Source organism: Georgenia deserti (assembly GCF_042680605.1).
GTDB lineage: Bacteria > Actinomycetota > Actinomycetes > Actinomycetales > Actinomycetaceae > Allobogoriella > Allobogoriella deserti.
Map to the genome: position 1 here is coordinate 64,718 of NZ_JBHUEE010000007.1, position 22,279 is coordinate 86,996.

The window sequence follows — 22,279 nt, forward strand, 5'->3', positions numbered from 1 at the left end:
CACCAGTGGGCCGTGACTCGGACAGCCCGGTGTCCGACCGAGCGTACGGAGCATCCCTTCCCCTGGCGATGGGGAGTACTCCCCCGGATTCGCTCAGGTGCGGGAGTCCCCGGCCCGGGTCACCAGTTCTGGCCGCCGCCGAAGCCGCCGCCCTCCTGCTGCTCGCTCTCCTGGCGGTCCTGCTCGCCCTGCCGGTTGCGCTCCTCGAGCTCCTCCTGCTGCGGGTCCGGCGGGGGCTCCGGCGTCTGCTGCTCCTGGCCACCTCCGCCACCGCCTTGCTGGTCGTCCTGCTGATCCTGCTGGTCCTGCTGGTCACCTTGACCGCCCTGACCGCCCTGAGCCTGGTCGTCGGCGTCGTCGCGCTTGTTCTGTTGCCGTTGCTCGGTGTCGTCGGGCGAGCCGCCCTGTTGATCCTCCTGCTGGTCCTGCTGGTCCTGCTGGTCCTGTTGATCCTGCTGGTCCTGTTGATCCTGCTGATCCTGCTGATCCTGCTGGTCCTGCTGGTCCTGCTGGTCCTGTTGATCCTGCTGGTCCTGCTGGTCCTGCTGATCCTGCTGATCCTCGTTCGACTCGGACTCGCCGTCGGACGTGCAGGGTCCGATCATGTCGAGGGCCTCGTTGTAGTGGTTCGAGGCCATCTCGGGGTCGCCTTCATCCATCGAGTCGTCGCCGAGCGACTCCAGTGCCAGCGACAGGTTCGTGCGGACCCGGCATTCCGGCAGTGACGGATCGGGGGCGCCTTCGGCATCGGTGGTGCCGGGCGGGACGAGCCGCAGCGCCTGCCGCAGGTCCTCGCTCGCCCGGAAGTGGGATGCGGCGCGCAGCTCGGCGGTGCCGGAGTTGAACCAGGCTTTCCAGGGCTCGACGACCTCCGGGGTAAAGGCCTGCTGATAGCGGTAACGCTCGGCAGCGACCGCGTACCGTTCGTCGTCGTAGGCACTGCGGGCGTAGGCGTTACCGACGGTGACGCCGAGCAGCAGCGAGGCCGCGAGCAGGGCGATCAGCACCGGCAGCGCCGACCACAGCATCATCTTCCGCCGCAGCACGAGGTGCTGCGGGAGGGGCCGGCGCGGGCGCCGGCGCCCGTACCCGAGACCGGGTCCACGGCGCGCGTTCACGCTGTCCTCCTTCGCTGCGTGCTGATCGGGCCGCTCCTCATGCCGAGACCTGCTTCAGACGGCGCGTCCGGCCACTGAGGTAGAACGCCTCCCAGGCCACCAGCACGGCGAGCGCGGCCGAGATCGGCCAGGTCACGTCCCGGTAGGTGTCGACACTGCGACGCCCGTCGGCGGCGGCGATCTCCTCGACGTCGATGCCGTCGGTGATGTGGTCCACCCCGTTGGGTTCCACCCGGTGGGTGTACTCGACGCCGAGCTCCTCGGCCACCTGCCGGAGATTGCGTTCGTCGATCCGGGAGACGGCCGGCGGCGAGCCGGGCTGGGTCTCGTCGGTGATGTAGGGAGCGTCGGTGCCGGCACCGGAGCTGTCGGTGCCGTCGTATTGCCGCATCCGGCCCCCCTCGGGCGTCCCGTACCCGAAGACCGCGCCCGCGTCGACCCATTCGCTCAACGGTTCGAAGCTCTGCACCTGACCGTCCGCCGAGGAATCGTCGCCGTCGGTGTTCTCGCCGTCGGACATGAAGAACACCAGCCGGACGTTGCCGGGATTGCGTTCCGCGGCACCTTCGAGCGCATTCTGCATCGCCTGGAGCGGCCGGTCGATCGAGGACCCGGCCGAGTAGTAGGTGATCTCCTGGCGCATCGTGTCCGCCCAGGTGAGCACCGCCCGCGAATCGGTCGTCAGCGGCAGCTGCCGGGTCGCCTGGGAGTCGAAGGCGATCACCGAGTAGCGGGCTCCCGGGATGGCCTCGACGACGGCTCCGATGTCGTGCCGCACCCCCTCGAGCCGGGGGCGGTCGCCGTTGTAGTCCTCGGCCGCCATCGACCCGGTGCGGTCGACGACGAAGAACACCTCGGCGTTCGTCTGGACCTGCTCGGTCTCGGCCGGCACCGCCGGCGTCAACCCGATGAGGACGGCAGCCACAGTCATTCCGAGCCGGCGCGCCCAGGCCACGGTCGTCCCGTCCTGGGTGCGGCGGGCCCGCCACCACGCCCAGCCGCACAGCACCACCATGGGTCCGAGGACCAGCACCAGCGCCCACACCGGCCACAACATCCGGAGAATCACGAGCGCAACCTCCAGACGACCAGCAGGAAGCCGGCCAGTCCGACCACCAGCCACGGGTACCAGCGGTCCGGGCGGTCGGTATAGACGACCTCGGGATTGGCGTCGAGCTCGACAGCCTGCTGCGCGTCGATACTCTCCACGATCCCCTGCACGGCAGCCGGGTCGTCCGCCTCGTAGAACTCGCCGCCGTGCTCGGTGATGACCTGCTCGTACTCGCGACGGGCCTCTTCGGAGGAAGCGTCCTCCGCCGAGGCGTACAGGCCGTGGACCTCGATGTCGCGCTCCGCGGCCAACTCCCCGGCCTCCGGGAGGGTGTAGACCTCGTCGCCGAGCACGAGGTTGTCGGTGACGAGGATGATCGACCTCGACCGGTCGGTCTCCGCCTCGTCGAACGCCAGCACGCAGCTCGCGAGTCCGTCCCCGACCAACGAGGAGGCGTCGTTGGAGTAGGAGACCGTGCCCTCGATGAACTCCTCGAGCGCCTCGAGGTCCTCCTGGTCGTAGACGAAGGAGTCGACGTCGAAGTCGAGCACCTGGGCGGCGTGGTCGAGCTCGTCGCGCACCAGCGTGTAGTCGTCGGTGAGCGGGAAGACCGTGCGAGTGGTGTTGTTCCAGATGTGCAGGGCGATCCGCTCGCCCTCGAAGCTCTCCACCATCTGCGAGAACTGTTCGACGATCTCGGTGTCGAACTCGATCATCGAGCCGGAGACGTCCAGGCACAGCACGATGTCCCGGGTGGCGAGCTCCTCGGACCGGACGTCGCGGTCCACCGGCCGGGCGGTCAGCGCCGCGGAGGCCAGGCCCACCACGGCCAACGCCACGCCGGCGGCACCGATCCCGGCACGCAGCAGCTTGAGCCGGCGACGGTAGCTCGCCAGCGAGCGGACGAACGCCGAGTTCGCCACCCACGTCACCGGTCCGCCGGCGCGGGCCGACCGGCGGCGAACGAACCACCCTGCGACGGCGGCGAGCGCGACGACGGCGAGGATGACGGGGATCAGCCACGGAGTCACCATTCGGCGATGACCTCCTTGGCATTCGTCACCGAGACGAGCACCTCGGCCTCGGACCGTTCGGCGAAGCTCGGCTCCTCGTAGACGGCCAGCACGCCTCCGACGCGGCGGGTCGGGTCATAGCCGGCGATGTCACCGCGGGTCCACGACGTCACGTCGGTCCCGATCCGCTCCGAGGCGAACTTGCGCATGGTGGCGGACAGCTCGAGGTGCAGCACGCGCAGGTCGATCTCCCCGTCGGCGTAGCGCCGGTGATGGTCGTCCACCTCGGCGGCGTAGCGCTGGCGGAGCGTGGGCGCCATCGGCTGCGGCTGGTATCGCTTGCGTTGCCGAGCCGCGACCCGCTCCGGGTTCGTCCAGATGTGGACGAAGACGTACCAGGCGGCGACGAGCACCAGCAGCACCGCACCGATCGTCGGGACCCACCACGCGTAGCTCTCGGGCGGCAGGAGATCAACGTCGGGCGACACGGCGTTGCCTCCTCAGCAGGTCGATGAGCTTGTCGATGAGGTCGTCCTCGCCGGCGGCCGTCACGCCCTCGATCCCGCGTCGACGCAGCAGCGCACGGACCTCCGCGCGGCGCCGTTCGGCAGCCGCGATCGCCTCGCCGTGCAGCCGCTTGTCGTCCCGCAGGAACGCGGGCAGGTCCGCGCCGGTGTCCACGTCCGCCGTCGGCCCGATGCCGAGCGTGGTGGGTAACGCGTCCGCGACCGAGACGACCATGACCTCGTGCCGGGTCCGCAGCCGGCGCAAGGCGTCCTCGTGTTCCGGGCCGGGCCGGGCCTCGTCCGTGACGAGCACCATGAGGCAGCGCCGCTGGAACAGCGTGAGGGCACGGTCGAGGAGGCGGCCGAGGTCCGAGGGCGGGGCCTCGACCGCGAAGGCCTGCTCCACCCGCCGCAGCAGCAGTTCCATGTGCGCGGTGCCGGCACGGGCGGGAAGCTGGACGAGGCGGTCCGCGTCCCCGGCCAGCAGCGCCACCAGATCCCCGCGGGAGCGCGCCAGGTAGGCGATGACGTCGGCCGCGAACAGCGCGACCTGCGACTTCGGCTCCCCCGAGGCGGCCGTCGTCGCCATGTTGCGGCCGGTGTCGACGATGAGCACGAGGGACAGGTTCGACTCGCGGACGAAGCGGCGGATGATCGGGATCCCGGCGCGGGCGGAGGACTTCCAGTCGATGTCGCTGACGTCGTCACCGGGCCGGTACTCGACCTGGTCGTCGAAGTCCTGCCCGTGGCCCGAGAAGATCGAGCGGTGCCGCCCGTCGAGCAGCCCGGCTGCGCGCCGAACGGTCGGCAGGTCCAGGCGCGCGCGGATCTTGGCCAGGCGCGAGGTCGACGAAGCCATGAAGGTCGTAACGCTCAGGGGGTGGGGACGGTCGCGAAGACGGCGTCGATCAGCGACTCGGGGGCGACGTTGTTGGCCAGCGCGTCGTAGGTGCGCACCAACCGGTGCCGCAGCACCGGGTGCCGCAGCTTCTTGACGTCGTCCGGCACCACATACGTGCGCCCCTCCTGGATGGCGACGGCCTGCGCGACCCGCATGAGCGCGATGCCACCACGCGGCGAGGCCCCCACACGGACATGCTGGGTGAAGTTCGGCAACGGCCGTGGCCCGCCGCCACGCGTGGTGTTGATGAGCGCGACGATGTACTGCTTGACGGACAGGTCGACGTAGACGCGGCCGACCAGCTGCTGCAGGAACAGCACGTCGTCCAGCGAGATCGGCTCGTGCTCGACCGGCCGGCCGTACTTGGGCGAGGAGACCAGGTCGAGGATGTCGACCTCCTCGTTCGGCGCCGGGTAGGTCACCACCTCCTTCATGAGGAAGCGGTCCATCTGCGCCTCGGGCAGGACGTACGTGCCCTCCTCCTCGATGGGATTCTGAGTGGCAAGCGTCATGAACGGGGTCGGCAACGGGAAGATCTCGCCGCCGATGGAGGTCTGCCGCTCCTGCATCGCCTCGAGCATCGCGGACTGGGTCTTCGCCGAGGACCGGTTGATCTCGTCGAGCAGGACGAAGTTCGCGTGTACCGGGCCGAGCTGGGTGGAGAACTCGTTGGTCGAGTAATTGAAGATCTGCGTGCCGACGATGTCGTTGGGCATCAGGTCCGGCGTGCACTGGATCCGGTGGAAGCTGCCCGAGACGGCCTTGGCGAGCGTGCCCGCGGCGGTGGTCTTCGCCAGGCCGGGGACGGACTCGAGCAGCACGTGTCCGCCGGCGAGCAGCGTCGAGATCAGGGCGGTGCGGAGGTTCTCCTGTCCGATGACCTTCTCGCCGAACATCGTGATGACCCGCTGCACGAGCGAGGTGGCACGGCGGATCTCGGAGTCGGTGATCGGGGTGTTGGCGGACTGGTCGCGCTGCGGCTGCTGTGACTGGTCCTGCCAGCCGGTCGTGACCGTCGCGTTCTCCTGCGGTCCTGGCTGGGCGCTCATCGTCTCCCCGTGTGCTCTCGTGGGCGCGTCTGTGCCGAGCGTATGGCACCCGCGGACCGGCGTGGGAACATCCGGCGGGGCAGGACTCCCCATGGACGGGCTGCGCCGCCGCGGACATCTAAGCTGGTCCGGTGCCCGAGACGACCGCCCCACCGGCCCGGACGTGGGTCTGGGCGGCGGGCGCGCTGCCCGCGCTGTTGCTGGCCGTCGTCGTCGGGCTGCTCACCACCGACGCCGCCGTCCCGACCCTGATCGACCCCGGGCCGGTGGTCCGTTGGGGCACGCCGGTGGTCTCCGGACTGGCCGACGCCGCGGCGGCACTGACGGTCGGGGCGTTCGCCCTGTGCAGCCTCGTCCTGCCCCGGCCGACCACCGAGGCCACCGGCCGGCGGCGCCCGGCGGCGGATGCGGAGGGACGCGCCTGGCCGCTCGCCGCCCAGGTCGGGGCCGCGGCCTCGGTCGTGTGGGCGCTGGCGCAGCTCGCGTACCTCATCCTCTCGTTCGCGCAGGTCGCGGGGACCATCGGCGGACCGGGCTTCGGCGCGCAGCTGGCCCAGTTCATCACCGACCTCGAGCTCGGCCAGGACCTCGCCTGGAGCACCGGGCTGACGGCCCTCGTCGCGCTGCTGGCCGTCGGCACGGCGGGGTACCGCTCGGCGGCGTGGACCGGAGTCCTCGCGCTGGTGGCCCTTGTCCCGTTGGCCCTGACCGGGCACGCAGCCGGAGCGGCCAGCCACTTCCTCGCCGTCTCGTCGTGGTGGCTGCACATCGTCGGCATCTGCTTCTGGGTGGGCGGCCTGGCCGTGCTGTGCCTCGTCGGTGGTCGCCTCGGGCAGGACCTGCCCGACGCCGCCGCGCGGTACTCGCAGATCGCGCTGTGGGCCTTCGTGGCGGTCACGTTCTCCGGAGTCGCCAACTCTTGGATCCGGCTCTCCTCACCGCTCGAGCTCCTCACCCATCCCTACGGCCGGCTGCTGACCGCCAAGATCGTCCTCACGGTGGCCTTGGGCGCCGCAGGCTGGTGGCACCGCCGCGCCACGTTGCCGGCGATCCGCGGCCACATCGACGCGGGAGGCCGGGGGCGCGGACTGGCCTTCTGGCGCCTGGCCGGCGTCGAGGTCGTGGTCATGGCCGCGGCGGCCGGCTTCGGCGCCGCGCTCGGGTCGTCCGCGCCCCCGGTGCCGCAGGACCCGGTATCCGACGCCAGCCCGACGTATCTGCTCAGCGGCTACTCCGTGCCGCCGTTCCCGACACCGCTGACCTGGCTCACCGAGACACGGCTCGAACCGGTGCTGGCATTCGGCACCGCCTCCGCCGTCGTCGTCTACCTCATGTGGGTGCGGCGGCTGCGGCGGCGCGGTGATGCCTGGCCGGCCTCCCGCACCGTGGCGTGGGTCGCCGGGTGGGTGCTGTTCGCCTGGGTGACCAACGGTGGCCCCGTGGTCTACGGGAGCGTGCTGTTCAGCGCTCACATGCTCATGCACATGATGCTGGCCATGGTGGTGCCGATCTTCGTGGTGATCGGGGCTCCGGTCACACTCGCCGTCCGGGCGCTGCCGCGCCGCCAGGACGGCTCCCGCGGCCCGCGCGAGTGGCTGCTCGCGATCGTGCACTCGGCGCCTGCGCGATTCCTCGCACACCCGGTGGTGGCGGCGATCAACTTCGCCGGCTCGCTCATCGTCTTCTACTACACGGACCTCTTCGAGCTGGCCCTGACCACCCATCCCGGGCACCTGCTGATGGTCGCCCACTTCACCGTGGCCGGGTACCTGTTCGCCAACGCCCTCATCGGCGTCGACCCCGGGCCCTCCCGGCCGCGGTATCCGATGCGACTGCTCCTGCTGCTGGCCACGATGGGCTTCCACGCGTTCTTCGGCATCTCGCTGATCTCCGAGACCACGCTGCTGGCCTCGGACTACTTCGGCTGGCTCGGGCTCCCATGGGACGTCGACGCGCTCGCCGACCAGACTCGTGGCGGAGCGATCACCTGGGGTATCGGCGAGCTGCCGACGCTCGCTCTGGCCATCGGCGTCGCCGTCATGTGGGCCCGGGACGACACCCGGGCGGCGCGCCGGGCCGATCGGCGGGCCGATCGGGATGACGACGCCGAACTGCGCGCCTACAACGAGATGCTCGCCGAGCGGGCCCGGCACTCGGGCGGGTCGAGTCCGCCACGGTGAGCTCGCCGCGGAGAAGGCCGTCCCGTAGGGACGGTGATCTCACGGCGCGAGGGTGACGTCTCGGCCGGACAGGGACAGCCGCACCCCGCCGTCGACCGTCTCGGCCGCCTCCGGCCGCAGCCCGAGCGGCAGGTCGGAGACGTCGATCTCCAGCTCCAGCAGGTCGTCCGGGACGAGCGAGCGCAATGTGGCGAGTTCGACCGCGCCGTCGCCGAGCCGGGCGCCGGTCACCTGCACGACGAGCGCGTCCTCGCGTACCTGCGGCTCGGCGTCCAACGCCACCGGCAGGCCCAACAGCTCGCCGGAGATCTCGACACCGGCGTCCGTCGTGGCGACCTCCGCGCCGGGAAGGCGGTCGCGGACCCAGGACCGGATCGTGGCGTCGGTGACCGTGCCGCTCAGCCGGAGGTCCCCGACTCTCGCAGGATCGCCCGTGGTCACCTGCCGGGCGTGGACACGGACCCGGCGGATCTCGACGGCCTGGTCGGGCGTGTCCAGGACCACACCTTCGGCGGCGCCTCGGACGCTGCTCAGTTCTCCGGCAGCGAGCTGGGTGAGGAAGGGGAAGCCGTCGACCGTGATGTCCGGCTCCTCCTCCAGACTCATCGCTTCGGTGATCTGGCCTGCGATTCTGGCCTCGGCGCGGGCGTGCAGGACCCGGTCGGCGACCAGCGCGAGGAGCAGGAGCAGCGCGACGAGCGCCGCGACGAGGAGGATCCTGCGGGCCGGGCGGGGGTCGGTGATCCGAGTCACCGGGCCACCTTAGGCAGCGCCGCGCTGTGTAGTGTCGGGGCCGATCGAGCCGGAGACGAAGGAGGTGGCAGCCCATGTCGGATCCCGTCGGCAACGATGAGCAGGCGGATCTCGCGGTCCAGGCTGCCGACCCGACCACGCCGCTGACGCGCCTGCAGTACCTGGCCCAGCACCATCCGGAGCTGCGGGCGAGCATCGCCGAGAACCCGTCCACCTACCCAGCGTTGCTGGAGTGGCTCGGGAACCTCGGCATGCCCGACGTCGATGCGGCCCTCGCCCGGCGGTCCCAGGTCACCGAGACGGGCGCTCCCCCGGCCCCGTTGCCCGAGACCGACCAGCCGGACGCGTCCGACACCGCGGCCGGCCATGAACCGGGCGCCGCAGACACCGAGGACGGCCCCACCGGCTCGGCCGAACCCGCCACGGCCGACCCCGACGACGTGGACAGCGATCTCGAACAGACCCGGATCAGACCCGGAGCCGCCGTGCCGCTGGCCGAGACCCCGGACCAGGACCCAGCCGCGACGGCGGTCTGGACTGATCCGGACCTCACGGGTGGGCACGGCGACGAGACGGACGAGGACACCCGGCCCCGCCCGGTGGAGCGCCGGTCGATCCTCGGTACCGGTGAGCAGGCCGCCGCGTGGGACGCCGGTCCGGCCGCGCAGTCGTGGCAGGCCGCTCAGCAACCCGCGTGGCAGCCCGCCCAGCAGCCGGAGCCCGCCCAGGAGCAGCCCACCCGGGACACGCAGCAGGGCTGGGCCCAGGTCCAGGGCTGGCAGGCGTACGGCGCGGCGGACCAGGTGGCCGGCCAGCAGCAGCCAACGGGTCAGCCGGGTCAGCAGTACCGACCGACCGGCTCGGCGGCGATCTTCCCCGCAGCACAGGACGAGGAGGAACGGCGCCGGCCGTGGTGGCCGCTCGCCGTGCTGGCCGCCGTGGCCGCGATCCTCGTGATCATCGTGATCCTGCAACTCACCGGCGGCGATGACGAGCCCGAGCAGGGAGCCTCACCGGCTGCCGGCGAGCCGACCACCGAACAGCAGACGGAGGAGGCGACCACCGGGGACGAGGAGGCCTCCGAGGTCGAGGCCGCGCGCGAGGACCTCACCGCTCTGCCGGAGAACAGTTCGTGCGAGGACCCGGCCGGCGACGCGGGCACCTTCGCGACGTTCGCCGCAGCGGCCGCCCCGGACGGGCAGTGGGCGCAGGCCTCCGACGCCGACCTGGTGATCGACACGTTGCAGGGCCTGCAGGACTCTTGCAGCAACGTCCACGCCGTCGAGGTGGCGGGCGCCATCACCGATGGTGGCGGTGAGGCTCCCGAGGCCCTGGCCCGCACGGTCGACGAGGCAGGCACCGACTGGGTCGACTTCGCCCGGCCCGCCCCGGACGGAGCCGCCGAGGTGTCCACGTTCGCCTCGCCGTCGGGCAACATCCTGTGCGATCTGACCGGTGACCCGGCGCGGTGCACGATCGTCGAGCACGATTTCGGCGCACCGGACGGATGCGACGACGGAACCACCATGTCGGTCGGCATGGACGGCGAGGCGTCCCCCGACTGCGAGAACCCGGTCGGCGATCAGGGTGTGGCCCTCGAGTACGGCGAGTCGGGCGTCTCCGGCTTCTTCGCGTGCACCAGCGAGGAGGACGGCATGACGTGCTGGAACACCCTCACCGGCCACGGCTTCTCCCTGGCCAGGGCGGGACGCGACACCTTCTGACGACCGGCCCGCCCCGGTTCGGCCACGGCGCCGGACGATGACCGGCGACCGGGCACTCAGTCGCCGCGCGCCTCGGCCCAGGCGAGCAGGCCGGCGACGACGGCCTCGGCGTAGCGGCCACGTCCTCGCCTGCTCTCGGCGAGACGGGCCTCCTCGGGGTTGCGCATCTCGGCGAGCTCGAGGATGACGGCGGGCCGTTCGGACCAGTTGAGGGTGCCGAGGTCGGGCCGTTCGCTCAGCGCGCCGGGTATGGCGGTGGAGGGACTGAACCCGGCGGCATCCAGGGCATCGAGGAGGTAATGGGCGAGGCGACGGGAGGGACGGCCCTGCGCGTCGTTGAGCGGGGGCGCCGAGACGATGGCGAAATAGCCCTGGACTGCGGGATCCTCGGAGCCGTTGGCATGGAGGGAGACGAGGACGTCGGCGTCGTTGTCCGCCGCCGCCTGTCCGCGTTCGTCCACGCACGGGCCGACGCCGTCGTCGTTGGTGCGGGTGAGGGAGACCTCGGCCCCGTGGTCGGCGAGCATGTCCCTGGCCCGCGTGGCGACGTCCCAGGCGAAGGCGTGCTCGGCATAGCCGGACAGAGTGCTCGTCCCGACCGTGTTGCACGGCTTGCGATCGCCTCGCCCGTCCTCGACGAGCCGCCCGATCTCGGCGGGCGCGGCGGCATTGCCGCCGTTGTGCCCAGGATCGAGCAGGATGTGCACCCCCTCCAGCGGCTGCGGCTCGGGCGTCGGTGTGGGGGTGGGCGTCGGTGACGGAGTCGGCGCCGGGGTGGCCGTCGGTTCCGGATCGGGCAACGGCGACGATCCCAGGTGCAGCCCGACCGCGACGGCGAGCAGCGCCACGAGCGCAGCCACCGTGACAACGGGGCGGGACAGACGGGCCGGCACCAGCTCATCCTGTCACCTGCGGGCCACCGGAACCGGTCACCGCAGCACGCCTGCGGCCGCGGTGACGGTCGCGCGCGGCGCGGCGTGGTGGGGCGTGGCGAGCGGCGTGTGGCCCGAACGAGGAATGTGCGGCGCGTGGTCTGATGGGCTCGTGAGCCATCCGAGCGGGCACCTGCCGTGGTCCGGGGATCTCGGCCGCGCCGTCGGGGCGCTGCTCGCGCGGGCGACGGCGCCACGACCCGCGCCTGCCGCGGGTCCGCAGGTCGCGGCGCCGGGCGCGGCGGCGCTGATCGCTCACCGGGGCGAGGTGCTCGCCCACACTCACGCGGGCATGGCCGCGCTGTACGACCACGACGGCGGCCTGCTGCCCGAAGCCGACCGGGAGCCCGTCACGCGCGAGACGGTCTGGGACATCGCGTCCCTGACAAAGATCGTCGTCGCGCTTGCGGCCCTGGTGCAGGTCGACCGCGGCATCCTCGATCTCGATGCGCCCGTCCTGACCTGGCTGCCCGAGTTCGGTCACGGTCCGGAGGGGGTGGCGAGCCGCGGGGCACGAGCACGCGTGACGGCACGTCGGCTGCTCACGCACACCGCCGGGCTACCGGCCGTCGCCCGACCGTGGACCGTTCGAGGTGGCCGCGCGGAGCGGGCGGCCTATCTCGCGTCCCAGCCGCTGGAGTTCGAGCCCGGGACCGCCCACCAGTACTCGTGCGTGGGCTATCAGACGCTCGGCCTGGCTCTCGAACGGCTCACCGGCCGACCGCTGCCTGAGCTGGTGGAACAGTCCGTCGCGGGCCCTCTCGGCATGACGTGGACCCGCTACCGACCGGCTGCCGGCTCTGCGGTGGCCGCCACGGAGTATCAGCCGGAGCGCGGCCTGGTCCGCGGCGAGGTCCACGACGAGACGGCATGGGCGTTGGGCGGCGCGGGCAACGCGGGTCTGTTCTCCACCGCCGAGGATCTGCTGAGGCTGGCCGAGGAGGTCAGAACCGGCCGTTGCGGCCTCGTCAGTGAGACCTCGCGGGCGTTGCTGACCACCGGCACGCTGCCACCCGCGGAGATCGAGCGCATCGGTTACGACCAGGCGCTCGGATTCCGCCTCGGTCAGGCCGACGTCATGGCGACCGACGACCGTGCCGTATTCGGGCACACCGGCTTCACCGGCACCTCACTGGTCATCGACCCGGACCGTGAGCTGACCGTCATCCTGCTGACGAACCGCGTCCATCCCCGGCGTGAGCTCTTCGACGTCGACCCGGTCCGCCGGGAACTCGCCCGCCTCGCGCGAGACCTGGCCGGTTGATGCGGCGACGTCGGGCGACGGCTCTGCCGAGGTCGGTGGTCCGGGCCGGCGCAGCAGGAGCCGCGGGAGGGACGCGGCTCCACGTCGCGCTCACCCGGCTCGGCTGTCAGTTGCCGGTCGGGGTCTCGCAGGTGGCGCACATCGGGCTGAAGCCACCGAGGGCGACCGCACCGGCGGGCACGGCAGTGAAGCCCATGAGGGCGAGGGCGAGGGCGGCACCAGCAACAATTCGCTTGAACACAGTGATCAGTCCTTCTTGACTCGACGGGAACGGTACGACCAAAGGTAGCCGCCCGAACCGGACCTGACACGGGGAAAGCTCCGGCCCGGGACGGCGATGCCAGACTATTGGGGTGATGTTCGAACCGCTGGGGCTGACCTCCACGGATCTCGCTGTCTACCGGGTCATGCTCGCCGACCCGGAGCTGGACGTGCCCGGCGTGGCGAACGAACTCGAGGCGAGCGACGCCGATGTCACCCGCTCGATGGAGAATCTCGAGGACAAGGGCTTCGTTCGGCGGTCCCACGCGTCACCGGACAAGTTCCGTGCCCAGCCGCCCCAGGTCGCGTTCGAACGGCTGCTCAGCGAGCAGGAGAAGGAGCTGCACCGCTCGCAGGAGCGGTTGAGCGCCTGGCGCATCGAAGCCTCGCGCCTGACCCACGAGTTGAGTCGCTCGAGTTCGACGACGTCCTACGGCGAGTTCGAGCGCCTGGTCGAGATGGACGACGTCGTCGGGCGCCTCCGGCAGCTGGCGCGGTCGGTCCGGGTCCGGGTCGACTCGGTCCTCCCGTCAGTCCCGTCCCGGCACGCCCTGGGCCAGGCCAAGGTGGACGACGGGGAGATGCTCGACCGTGGTGTCGCGATCCGGGCGATCTATCCGTCCGAAGCCCGGCAGAACGACGACGCCCTGGAGTTCGCGCAGTGGTTCACCGAACGCGGGGGCCAGGTCAAGACGGCGATCGACCTGCCGCCGCGCTTCGTCATCTACGACGGCGACGTCGCCCTGTTCCGTTCCGACCCGCCGCATGGCGGTCACGGCTCCATCCTCATCAACACCCCGGGCGCGGTGATGATCCTGCAGGCCTACTTCGACCTGCTCTGGCACACCGGCGAGTACCTCATCGACCCGGCGACCGAGGGTGAGTGCCTCCGCGCCGAGGAACGCGAGCTCCTGCGCCTGCTCGCCCACGGCTACAAGGACGAGGCGATCGCCCGCGCCATGGGCATCTCGATCCGGACGCTACGGCGCATGGTGAACGCGCTGACCAGCCGGACCGGAGCCGGCAGCCGGTTCGAGCTCGGCGTCCAGGCGGTCAAGCGCGGCTGGCTGGACTGATCACGCTGGACTGATCACGCGCGTAGGAGCAGCACCACGACGTTCGCGAGGGCGATCACCAGGGCGGCACGGAACGGCGCCCGTCCGCCACGCACCAGCGCGAGGACAGCGAGCGTCACGATCCCGGCGAGCACCAACCACGCCCATGCCGGGGTATCGCCGGCCGGCCCGAGCACGGCGACGACGGATCCTGCCATGAGCACAGCGACGGCGAGCACCGTGGTCACCCGTGCGCCCAGCCGGTGCGGCAGCCCCCGGATCCCGGTGGCGGCGTCGTCGTCGAGATCCGGGAGCACGTTGACCAGGTGCGCACCGACACCGAGCAGGGCGCCGACCGCCACCGTCCACACAGGCGGCGGCTGCGGCGGGTCCAGCGCCGCCCACGCGACGGCCGGCAGCGAACCGAACGCCACCAGGTACGGCAGCCACGAGAAGACGGTGCGCTTGAGCCGCACGTTGTAGACCCACCCCGAGCCGACCAGCAGTCCGAGGTGCACCGCGCCGGCCCACGGTCCCAGCAGGGCCGAGACGAGTACGCACATGACGGTCGCCACGATCAGCGCCCACCGCAGCGTCGGCAGCGGCAGCTCGCCGGTGACGGTCGGCTTGTCGCGGCGGCCGACCCGCCGGTCCCGCTCGGCGTCGACCAGGTCGTTGCACCAACCGATCGAGAGCTGTCCGAGCAGGACCGCGAGCCCGACGACGGCGACACGTCCGCGACCGTGCCCGGCAGCTACCGCGAGAAGGGCCGCCAGCGCCGTCACCGCGGCCGTCGGCGCGGGGTGACAGGCGCGGACCAGCGCGCCGACGGTGGCAACCACACAGGGAGCGTACGAGCGGTGCGAACCGTACGCTCGATGGATGACGCAGCTCGCCGGCGTGGCCACGGCCCTCCCGGCTCACCACTACGACCAGCCGGTCATCGCCGAGGCGCTCGTCGACCTGATCGGCCTGTCCGGCCGGGAGGCGAGCACGCTCCGGAGGATTCACGCGAGCGCGGGCGTGGACCGCCGGCACCTTGCGCTGCCGCTCGAGCACTACGCGGCGCTCACCGACTTCGGGCAGGCCAACGACGCCTTCATCGCCGCGGCGGTCGAGCTCGGGGCTCGTGCCGTCTCCGACGCGCTGGAGCGCGCGGGCCTGACCCCCGCCGACGTCGACGTCGCCGTCTCGACGACGGTCACCGGCGTCGCGGTCCCCTCCCTCGAGGCCCGGATCGCCGCGCGGCTCGGCATGCGGCCGGACCTCGTCCGGGTACCGATGCTCGGACTCGGCTGCATGGCGGGCGCAGCGGGGCTCGCCCGCACGCACGAGCTGCTGCACGGCCGGCCCGACGGCGTCGCCGTCCTGCTCGCCGTCGAACTGTGTTCGCTGACGGTCCAGCACGACGACCCCTCCACCGCCAACATCGTCGCCTCGGGCCTTTTCGGTGACGGCGCGGCTGCCGTCGTCGCCGTCGGGCCGGATCACGGCGCCGTGGCCGGTCCGACCGTGCTCGCCGGCGGTAGTCGCACCTATCCGCACACCGAGGCGACGATGGGGTGGGACGTGCGCTCGTCCGGCTTGCGGATCGTCCTCGGAGCCGAGGTCCCTGACCTGGTCCGCGAGCACGTGGGCCGGGACGTCGCCGGCTTCCTGGCGGCCCACGGGCTCGCGGTGGAGGACATCGGCTGGTGGGTCTGCCACCCCGGCGGCCCGAAGGTGATCACCGCGATGACCGACGCGCTCGGCGTCGCACCGGAGGCGCTGGCGTTGACGACCGAGTCCCTGCGCACGGCGGGCAACCTCTCCTCGGTCTCGGTGCTCCACATCCTGCGTTCCACCCTGGACCAGGTTCCACCGGAGCCGGGATCGTACGGGGTGATGCTGGCGATGGGTCCAGGTTTCGGCCTCGAGATGGTGCTGCTGCGCGCATGATCGGCGAACTCCTCTTCACCGTCCTGATCCTCGCCGTTGGTGCGGAACGGCTGGCCGAGCTGCGCGTGGCCAGGCGGAACGCGGCGTGGAGCTTCGCCCGCGGCGGCGTCGAGTCCGGCCAGGGTCACTACCGCGTCATGGTGGCCTTGCACACCGGCCTGCTCGTCGGCGCCCTGGCCGAGGTGTGGCTGCGCCGCCCGGAGCTTCCCGGCGCACTCGCGGTGATGATGCTGGTACTGGCCGCGGGGTCGCAGGCGTTGCGCTGGTGGTGCATCGCGACGCTCGGGCCGCGGTGGAACACCCGCATCATCGTGGTGCCCGACCTCCCGCTCGTGGCCTCGGGGCCCTATCGGTGGATGCGCCACCCGAACTACGTGGCCGTCGTCGTCGAAGGCTTCGCGCTGCCGCTCGTGCACGGCGCCTGGCTCACGGCATCGATCTTCACCGTGGCGAACGCGGCGCTCCTCGCGGTGCGGATCCGCGCCGAGAACCGCGCGCTTGCCGTGGCCGGAGGTCCGCAGAGGTGAGGGACCTGATCGTCGTCGGCGGCGGACCGGCCGGACTGGCGACAGCGCTGTACGCGGCGCGATCCGGCCTGTCGGTCGAGATCCGCGAGGCGCGTCCCGGGTCGATCGACAAGGCCTGCGGTGAGGGGCTGATGCCGGTCGCCGTCGACCGGCTCGAGTCGCTCGGTATCCGCCCGGACGGCTCCGTACTGCGGGGCATCCGGTATCTCACCGCCGACGGCGCCCACGCTGAGGCCCGGTTCGCCGGTGCGCCGGGACGTGGAGTGCGCCGGACGGTGCTGCATGCCTCGATGCGCCGGGCGATCGATGACGCCAGCGTCCCGGTACTGACCGGTTCCGTGGCGCAGGTCCAGGTGCGCCGGGACGACGTGCTCGTCGACGGAGCCCGTGCGCGCCACGTCGTCGCGGCGGACGGCCTGCACTCGCCGCTGCGCCGCCAGCTGGGGCTGGACCGCGGCCCCGGCCGGCTGCGCCGGTACGGTCTGCGGCGGCACGTCCGCCTCGCCCCCTGGACGGATCGGGTCGAGGTGTACTGGGCCGAGCGTGCCGAGGCGTACGTGACACCGGTCGGCCCCGAGACCGTCGGGGTGGCCGTGCTGAGTGGGGATCGCCGACCGTTCGACGAGCATCTTCGCGAGTTCCCGGCACTGCTGGCCCGGTTGCGCGGTGCCGAGTGGAGCTCCTCGGTACGCGGTGCGGGACCGATGCGGCAGCGCTCGGCGCGCCGGGTGGCCGGCCGGGTGCTACTCGTCGGAGACGCCGCCGGGTACGTCGATGCCCTCACCGGCGAGGGCATCGCGCTCGCTCTGGCCCAGGCCGAAGCGGCGGTGCGGGCGTGCGCGCGCAGCCGCGCGATCGAGTACGAGGCCGCCTGGCGCCAGATCGTCGCCGCGCACCGCCGTGAGACCTGGGCGCTACTCGCCGCGGCGCAGGTCCCCCTCGTCCGTCGCCGACTGGTGCCGGCGGCGCGGGCCATGCCCGGGCTGTTCTCCGCCGCCGTCCGCCAGATCGCCGGCTGACCCCCAGGCCCGCCGAGTCGTCATTCGTGTGCCGACTCGTCATTCGTGTGCCGACTCGTCGATGATGTGCGCCCGGTCAGCCGCCGGCCCGGTGCTCGTCCGCGACGGATCGAGCCGCTCGGTTCGCTCGCAGGGCACCGACGACCACGAGAACGAGCGCGCCGGCGTACGTGCTCATGGCGACGATCAGGATCACGTCCGCACTGACTCCGGCCGCCACGAGCACCAGGTCGGCAACGGCGACGGCGAGCGCCACGGCCCCGGCCACGATCAGCCACGGGCGAGCGGCGACGTGTCCGGCTCGCCACGCCTCGGGTGAGCTCTTGGTGGCGCGGGTCCGGATCCCGATGCCCATGTTGGGGCCGAAGCCGGGCGCGGTGGCCATCACGGCAAGCATGACGAGCGAGACTGCGATGACGAGCAGTCCGGCACCGGTCGTCAGAGCGATCAGCAGCCCTGGCATCGGGCACCTCCTTCCGCGGCGTTCGACTCAGGCCCAGCCAGTTCCGGCGGCCCGATCGGTCCCGCCCAAGAGTCGCAACTCGGCACATCGTTGACGAGTCGGCACATCGATGACCAGTCGGCACATCGATGACGAATCGCCGCCGGCGGGGGCGGGAGTGGGACGGGCTCGGCCGGGGTGGCGCCGCCCGGTCAGCTCCAGACGAGCACCTGGGCCGGGTCTTCGAGCACTTTTGCGACGTCGGCGAGCACCTGGGCGCCCAGCGCACCGTCGACCAGCCGGTGATCCATCGACAACGCGAGCTGGGAGACCCGGCGTGGTGTGACCTCGCCCTGATGGACCCACGGCAGCTCGCGGATCGCCCCGAACGCGAGGATGACCGATTCGCCCGGGTTGAGGATCGGGGTCCCGGTGTCGATCCCGAAGACGCCGACGTTGGTGATCGAGACCGTGCCGTCGGCCATGTCCGCCGGCTGCGTCCTGCCCGCCCGCGCCTTGGCCGTGAGATCACCGAGCGCGACGGCAAGTTCGTGCAACGTCATCCGGTTGGCGTTCTTGATGTTCGGGACCACGAGGCCACGGTCCGTCTGGGCGGCGATCCCCAGGTTCACGTAGTGCTTGTAGACGATCTCCTGGCGCTCGTCGTCCCAGGAGGCGTTGACCTCCGGATTCCGGCGGATCGCGAGGATGAACGCCTTCATGACCACGAGCAGCGGCGTGACCCGCACGTCCGCGAACTCCTTGTCCTGTTTGAGTCGCTCGACCAGTTCGATGGTCTTCGTGACGTCCACCGTGTGGAAGACGGTCACGTGCGGGGCGGTGAATGCGGAGTGCACCATCGCCTCGGCGGTGCGCTTGCGCACGGCACGCGCCGGCACGCGGGTCTGGCGGCCGTCCGCTGAGACGGTCCCGCCCTCGAGCCACGGCTCCTCGTCCCCCTCGTAGGTGGCGAGGGGCTGCGCCTCGGTGCGCTGCTGCTGGGCGAGGACGTCCTCGCGGGTGATGATCCCGCCGGGGCCGGAACCGGAGACGAACGCGAGGTCGATGCCGAGATCCTTGGCCAACCGGCGTACGGGCGGCTTGGCGAGCACTCGCGGATCCCGAGGCGCGGGCGTCACGTCCGTCCCGCTCGCATCCGTCCGGGGCCCCGACGCGGCAGGCGCGGCATCCGGCACGGTCTGCTTGCGTGGACGCCGACCAGCCGTGGCGGGTCGCGTGCCGTACCCGACCAGGACCGATCCCGAGGAGTCCTCCTCCGCCGCCTCCGACACGTCGGAGGCCACCGGATCCGACTCGCCCCCGGCCGGATCGGCGCCGCGCTGTTCGGCTCCGCCGACGATCGAGGATGCGGCCACCCCCGCTCCGCGGTCGCCGTCCGTCTCAGGCCCTCCCGGGTCGACGTCGATGACGACGATCGGAGCACCCACCTCGACCGTCGACCCTTCGGCGGCGAGGATCTCGTGGACCCGGCCCGAGTACGGGCTGGGCAGTTCGACGACGGACTTGGCGGTCTCGATCTCACAGAGCTGCTGGTTGGTCGCCACCGTGTCCCCGGCCGCCACCGACCACGTGACGATGTCGGCCTCGGTCAGGCCCTCACCGACGTCCGGAAGTCGGAACTGCTGGTAGCTCGGCACGGGTGCTCCTCTCGGTGGTGCGGTCTCGCGGCGCGGACGCCTGGCTCGAACCCCTAGTAGGTCAGGGTGCGGTCGACGGCGTCCAGCACCCGGTCCAGTCCGGGCAGATAGTGTTCCTCGTGCTTCGAGGCAGGGTACGGGGTGTGGTAGCCGCCGACCCGGAGCACCGGCGCCTCGAGATGGTAGAAGCAACGTTCGGTGATGCGGGCGGCGAGCTCGGCGCCGGGCCCGAAGAAGACCGGTGCTTCGTGGACGACGACCAGCCGTCCGGTGCGCTCGACCGATGCGGCAACCGTGTCGACGTCGAGCGGTGAGATCGAGCGCAGGTCGATGACCTCGAGCTCGGTGCCCTCGCCCGCAGCGACCTCGGCGGCGGCAAGCATCGTCTTCACGGTCGGGCCGTAGCCGGCCACGGTGACGTCTCCGCCACGGCGCACCGTGCGGGCCGCGTGCAGCCCGGTTGTCAGCCCGGCATCGCTCAGGTCCGGTGCGGTGGCCTCGTCGACCTCGGCCTTGTCCCAGTAGCGGGACTTCGGCTCGAGGAAGATCACCGGATCGGGCGAGGCGATCGCCTGCTGGATCATCGTGTAGCCGTCGGCAGCCGTAGCGGGCGAGACCACCCGCAGCCCGGCGGTGTGGGCGAAGTAGGCCTCGGGGGACTCGCTGTGGTGCTCGATCGCACCGATGCCGCCGCCGTACGGCATCCGGACGACGACGGGGACGGACAGCCCACCCTGGGAGCGGTAACTGAGCTTGGCGAGCTGGGTGGTGATCTGATCGAACGCCGGAAAGACGAATCCCTCGAACTGGATCTCGCAGACCGGCCGGTAGCCGGCGAACGCAAGCCCGATCGCGGTGCCCACGATGCCGGACTCGGCGAGCGGGGTGTCCACCACCCGGTCCTCGCCGAAGGTCTCCTGCAGTCCGTCGGTGACGCGGAAGACGCCACCGAGCGGGCCGATGTCCTCGCCCATGAGAAGCACGGAGTCGTCGCGGTCCATGGCGGCACGCAATCCGGCGTTGATGGCCCGGGCCAGCGGCGTGACGACCGCGCTCATGCGGCACCTCCGGTGGCGTCCGCGTCCGCGAACCCGTTCTCGAACGCGACGAACTCCTCGCGGTCGGCCGCCACGAGCGGGTGCGGCGCCTGATAGACGTGGTCGAACATCTCGACGGCGCCGCCGGCGGCGAAGGCGCGGCAGCGGTCCCGGGTGAAGGTGGCGAGCTCGTCCGCGTCATGATCCACCGCGGCGAAGAACTCCTGGTCCGCCACACCCTCCGCCTCGAGATGGCGGCGCACACGCGAGATCGGGTCCTTGGCGGCCCAGCGCTCCTCCTCCTCGCTCGCGCGATAGCGGCTCGGGTCGTCGGAGGTGGTGTGCGCCCCCATCCGGTAGGTGACGGCCTCGATGAAGGTGGGGCCACCGCCGGACCGGGCCCGGTCCAGCGCCGCGCGGGAGACGGCGTAGCAGGCCAGCGGGTCGTTCCCGTCGACGCTGACCGACGGGATGCCGAAACCGGATCCGCGTTGGGCGAGCGCCACCGGTGACTGCGTGGCGGCGGGCACCGAGATGGCCCATTGGTTGTTCTGCACGAAGAACACCACCGGCGCGGCGGTGGAGGCGGCGAAGACGAGGGCCTCGTTGACGTCCCCCTGACTGCTGGCTCCGTCTCCGAAGTAGCAGACGACGGCGCGGTCCCGGTCCGTCTCCCCGGTCCCCACGTCGCCATCGCGCTGGATCCCCATGCCGTAGCCGACGGCGTGCAGGGCGTGACTGCCGATGACGATGGAGTACAGGTGGAAGTTGTGGGTGTGGACGTCCCAGCCGCCGTGCTGGGTTCCGCGGAAGAGGGGGAGGATCAGGCTCAGGTCCATGCCCCGCACGTGCGCGACACCGTGCTCGCGGTAGGAGGGGAAGACGTAGTCGCGGCGGCGCAGCGCGTGCGCGGAGCCGATCTGGGCCCCCTCCTGTCCCAGGGACGGCGCCCAGAGCCCGAGCTCGCCCTGTCGCTGCAGCGAGGTGGCCTGCGCGTCGAAGGCGCGGGTGAGGACCATGTCGCGGTACATGGCTCGAACGAGGTCATCGGTCAGCTCCGCGACGTACGGGGCGAACGGCTCGCCCCCGGGACTCTCGCGACGGCGGCCCTCGGCATCGAGAACCTGGAACGTCGTCACGTCCGCGGCGGTCTCCAGCGTGGTGAGCGGATCGGGCAAGGTGTCCTCCTCGGCGACGGCTCCGGATGAGCCCTTGTGCGCCGTGCTCGCCGCGGGGGTGGTGCGGCGAGCACGGCGTCGGGTCCGAGGTCCGGGTGGCGACCACGAAACCTACGCCAGCGTAAGCTACGGCACCGTCGGTTGCGATTTGCGGATTTCTCCAAACAACGGCGGGTCGCCGTTGGCAAACCGGTCACCTGCTGTGGGATTCCGCAACCGAGGACGCCTGTGCGGCGGAGGATGCCTGCGTCCGGGCCGAGCGCACCGCGCCGGCGATCCCGGCCACCACGGTCAGGCCCAGCACCGTCCCAGCCACCAGCGTTCCGGCGTCCGGCGCCACGACAGACTGCCCGCGCAGCGCCTGCCAGGTGACGAGGGCGACGAGACCTCCGTACCCGAGACCCACGGACCACACGATCCGGGCGCGGACCCGATGCGCGCGCAGAACCGGGACCGAGGCCGCCAGGAGGCTCAGCGCCAGGGCCACCAGGGGCAGCACCTGGAGGGCATGCATCCCCACAAAGTGCGGGATGCGCAGGTCGCCGCCCGTGGTGCTCCAGCCCGAGGATCGGCAGCCCGGGTCCGCCGTCCTCGACCCCGACCGCGTGAGCACCGACGGCGTCGACCGCGCGTCCCTCCTCCATCGCTGTCAGTTGGTCCGCGGTCGGAGACG

The 22,279-nt window shown here is 71.7% G+C and carries 22 protein-coding genes; 7 read left to right on the plus strand and 15 right to left on the minus strand.

The window, feature by feature from the left end; all coding sequences use genetic code 11:
- Positions 1–119 precede the first annotated feature (119 nt).
- The 6 genes from ACFSE6_RS13260 to ACFSE6_RS13285 are packed head-to-tail and all read right to left on the minus strand — an operon-like array spanning position 120 to position 5,731.
- A complete protein-coding gene (locus ACFSE6_RS13260) occupies positions 120–1,118 on the minus strand; it encodes a hypothetical protein (protein ID WP_388007844.1) in 999 nt (332 codons plus the stop codon).
- Positions 1,119–1,155: 37 nt separating this feature from the next.
- Entirely contained in the window at positions 1,156–2,187 is a 1,032-nt protein-coding gene (locus ACFSE6_RS13265) for a vWA domain-containing protein (protein ID WP_388007847.1), read from the minus strand.
- Entirely contained in the window at positions 2,184–3,203 is a 1,020-nt protein-coding gene (locus ACFSE6_RS13270) for a vWA domain-containing protein (protein ID WP_388007850.1), read from the minus strand. Before ACFSE6_RS13270 ends, ACFSE6_RS13265 begins: the two co-directional genes overlap by 4 nt.
- Entirely contained in the window at positions 3,197–3,670 is a 474-nt protein-coding gene (locus ACFSE6_RS13275) for a hypothetical protein (protein ID WP_388007853.1), read from the minus strand. The genes ACFSE6_RS13270 and ACFSE6_RS13275 overlap by 7 nt, the downstream gene beginning before the upstream one ends.
- On the minus strand, positions 3,654–4,547 hold the full coding sequence (locus ACFSE6_RS13280) for a DUF58 domain-containing protein (RefSeq protein WP_388007856.1): 894 nt from the start codon (positions 4,545–4,547) through the stop codon (positions 3,654–3,656). Before ACFSE6_RS13280 ends, ACFSE6_RS13275 begins: the two co-directional genes overlap by 17 nt.
- A gap of 14 nt (positions 4,548–4,561) precedes the next feature.
- Positions 4,562–5,731 carry an AAA family ATPase gene (locus tag ACFSE6_RS13285; RefSeq protein ID WP_465254156.1) on the minus strand — a complete coding sequence of 390 codons (1,170 nt, stop codon included), beginning with the start codon at positions 5,729–5,731 and terminating at the stop codon, positions 4,562–4,564.
- Between the two features lie 38 nt (positions 5,732–5,769).
- Between ACFSE6_RS13285 and ACFSE6_RS13290 the strand changes: the two genes are divergently transcribed.
- A complete protein-coding gene (locus tag ACFSE6_RS13290) occupies positions 5,770–7,818 on the plus strand; it encodes a bifunctional copper resistance protein CopD/cytochrome c oxidase assembly protein (protein ID WP_388007862.1) in 2,049 nt (682 codons plus the stop codon).
- 39 nt (positions 7,819–7,857) lie between these two features.
- On the opposite strand, the gene ACFSE6_RS13295 is transcribed toward ACFSE6_RS13290, so the two are convergent.
- Positions 7,858–8,571, minus strand: coding sequence for an LmeA family phospholipid-binding protein (locus ACFSE6_RS13295; RefSeq protein ID WP_388007865.1), 714 nt, complete (start codon positions 8,569–8,571; stop codon positions 7,858–7,860).
- A gap of 74 nt (positions 8,572–8,645) precedes the next feature.
- Between ACFSE6_RS13295 and ACFSE6_RS13300 the strand changes: the two genes are divergently transcribed.
- The gene (locus tag ACFSE6_RS13300) at positions 8,646–10,295 is read left to right on the plus strand and encodes a variant leucine-rich repeat-containing protein (protein ID WP_388007868.1); all 1,650 of its coding nucleotides are present in this window, start codon (positions 8,646–8,648) and stop codon (positions 10,293–10,295) included.
- A 56-nt stretch (positions 10,296–10,351) separates the two neighbouring features.
- On the opposite strand, the gene ACFSE6_RS13305 is transcribed toward ACFSE6_RS13300, so the two are convergent.
- Positions 10,352–11,188, minus strand: coding sequence for an N-acetylmuramoyl-L-alanine amidase family protein (locus ACFSE6_RS13305; protein ID WP_388007871.1), 837 nt, complete (start codon positions 11,186–11,188; stop codon positions 10,352–10,354).
- A 151-nt stretch (positions 11,189–11,339) separates the two neighbouring features.
- On the opposite strand from ACFSE6_RS13305, the gene ACFSE6_RS13310 reads away from it, so the two are divergent.
- Positions 11,340–12,491: a serine hydrolase domain-containing protein gene (locus tag ACFSE6_RS13310; RefSeq protein WP_388007874.1), complete on the plus strand. Its 1,152-nt coding sequence runs from the start codon at positions 11,340–11,342 to the stop codon at positions 12,489–12,491.
- Positions 12,492–12,597: 106 nt separating this feature from the next.
- Here the strand turns inward: ACFSE6_RS13310 and ACFSE6_RS13315 are convergent, their stop codons facing one another.
- Positions 12,598–12,732 (minus strand): hypothetical protein, encoded by a 135-nt coding sequence (locus ACFSE6_RS13315; protein ID WP_388007877.1) that lies wholly within the window; start codon positions 12,730–12,732, stop codon positions 12,598–12,600.
- 115 nt (positions 12,733–12,847) lie between these two features.
- Here ACFSE6_RS13315 and ACFSE6_RS13320 point away from each other — a divergent pair, with 115 nt between their 5' ends.
- Positions 12,848–13,828, plus strand: a complete 981-nt coding sequence (locus ACFSE6_RS13320; RefSeq protein WP_388007880.1) for a helix-turn-helix transcriptional regulator — start codon at positions 12,848–12,850, stop codon at positions 13,826–13,828.
- 14 nt (positions 13,829–13,842) lie between these two features.
- Here ACFSE6_RS13320 and ACFSE6_RS13325 read toward each other — a convergent pair whose 3' ends face one another.
- Positions 13,843–14,649: a UbiA family prenyltransferase gene (locus ACFSE6_RS13325; protein WP_388007883.1), complete on the minus strand. Its 807-nt coding sequence runs from the start codon at positions 14,647–14,649 to the stop codon at positions 13,843–13,845.
- A gap of 40 nt (positions 14,650–14,689) precedes the next feature.
- Here ACFSE6_RS13325 and ACFSE6_RS13330 point away from each other — a divergent pair, with 40 nt between their 5' ends.
- The 3 genes from ACFSE6_RS13330 to ACFSE6_RS13340 are packed head-to-tail and all read left to right on the plus strand — an operon-like array spanning position 14,690 to position 17,291.
- Complete coding sequence (locus tag ACFSE6_RS13330) at positions 14,690–15,745, plus strand: type III polyketide synthase (protein ID WP_388007886.1); 1,056 nt, start codon at positions 14,690–14,692, stop codon at positions 15,743–15,745.
- A complete protein-coding gene (locus ACFSE6_RS13335) occupies positions 15,742–16,272 on the plus strand; it encodes an isoprenylcysteine carboxyl methyltransferase family protein (protein ID WP_388007889.1) in 531 nt (176 codons plus the stop codon). The genes ACFSE6_RS13330 and ACFSE6_RS13335 overlap by 4 nt, the downstream gene beginning before the upstream one ends.
- Positions 16,269–17,291, plus strand: a complete 1,023-nt coding sequence (locus ACFSE6_RS13340; protein ID WP_388007892.1) for an NAD(P)/FAD-dependent oxidoreductase — start codon at positions 16,269–16,271, stop codon at positions 17,289–17,291. The genes ACFSE6_RS13335 and ACFSE6_RS13340 overlap by 4 nt, the downstream gene beginning before the upstream one ends.
- 76 nt (positions 17,292–17,367) lie before the next feature.
- On the opposite strand, the gene ACFSE6_RS13345 is transcribed toward ACFSE6_RS13340, so the two are convergent.
- The 5 genes from ACFSE6_RS13345 to ACFSE6_RS13365 all read right to left on the minus strand — a co-directional run bounded on the left by ACFSE6_RS13345 (position 17,368) and on the right by ACFSE6_RS13365 (position 22,120).
- Complete coding sequence (locus ACFSE6_RS13345) at positions 17,368–17,754, minus strand: SdpI family protein (protein WP_388007895.1); 387 nt, start codon at positions 17,752–17,754, stop codon at positions 17,368–17,370.
- 191 nt (positions 17,755–17,945) lie between these two features.
- Positions 17,946–19,391, minus strand: coding sequence for a dihydrolipoamide acetyltransferase family protein (locus ACFSE6_RS13350; RefSeq protein WP_388007898.1), 1,446 nt, complete (start codon positions 19,389–19,391; stop codon positions 17,946–17,948).
- A gap of 53 nt (positions 19,392–19,444) precedes the next feature.
- Entirely contained in the window at positions 19,445–20,449 is a 1,005-nt protein-coding gene (locus tag ACFSE6_RS13355; protein ID WP_388007901.1) for an alpha-ketoacid dehydrogenase subunit beta, read from the minus strand.
- Positions 20,446–21,606, minus strand: a complete 1,161-nt coding sequence (pdhA, locus tag ACFSE6_RS13360; RefSeq protein ID WP_388007904.1) for a pyruvate dehydrogenase (acetyl-transferring) E1 component subunit alpha — start codon at positions 21,604–21,606, stop codon at positions 20,446–20,448. Before pdhA ends, ACFSE6_RS13355 begins: the two co-directional genes overlap by 4 nt.
- A gap of 193 nt (positions 21,607–21,799) precedes the next feature.
- Entirely contained in the window at positions 21,800–22,120 is a 321-nt protein-coding gene (locus ACFSE6_RS13365; protein WP_388007907.1) for a hypothetical protein, read from the minus strand.
- Positions 22,121–22,279: the final 159 nt, after the last annotated feature.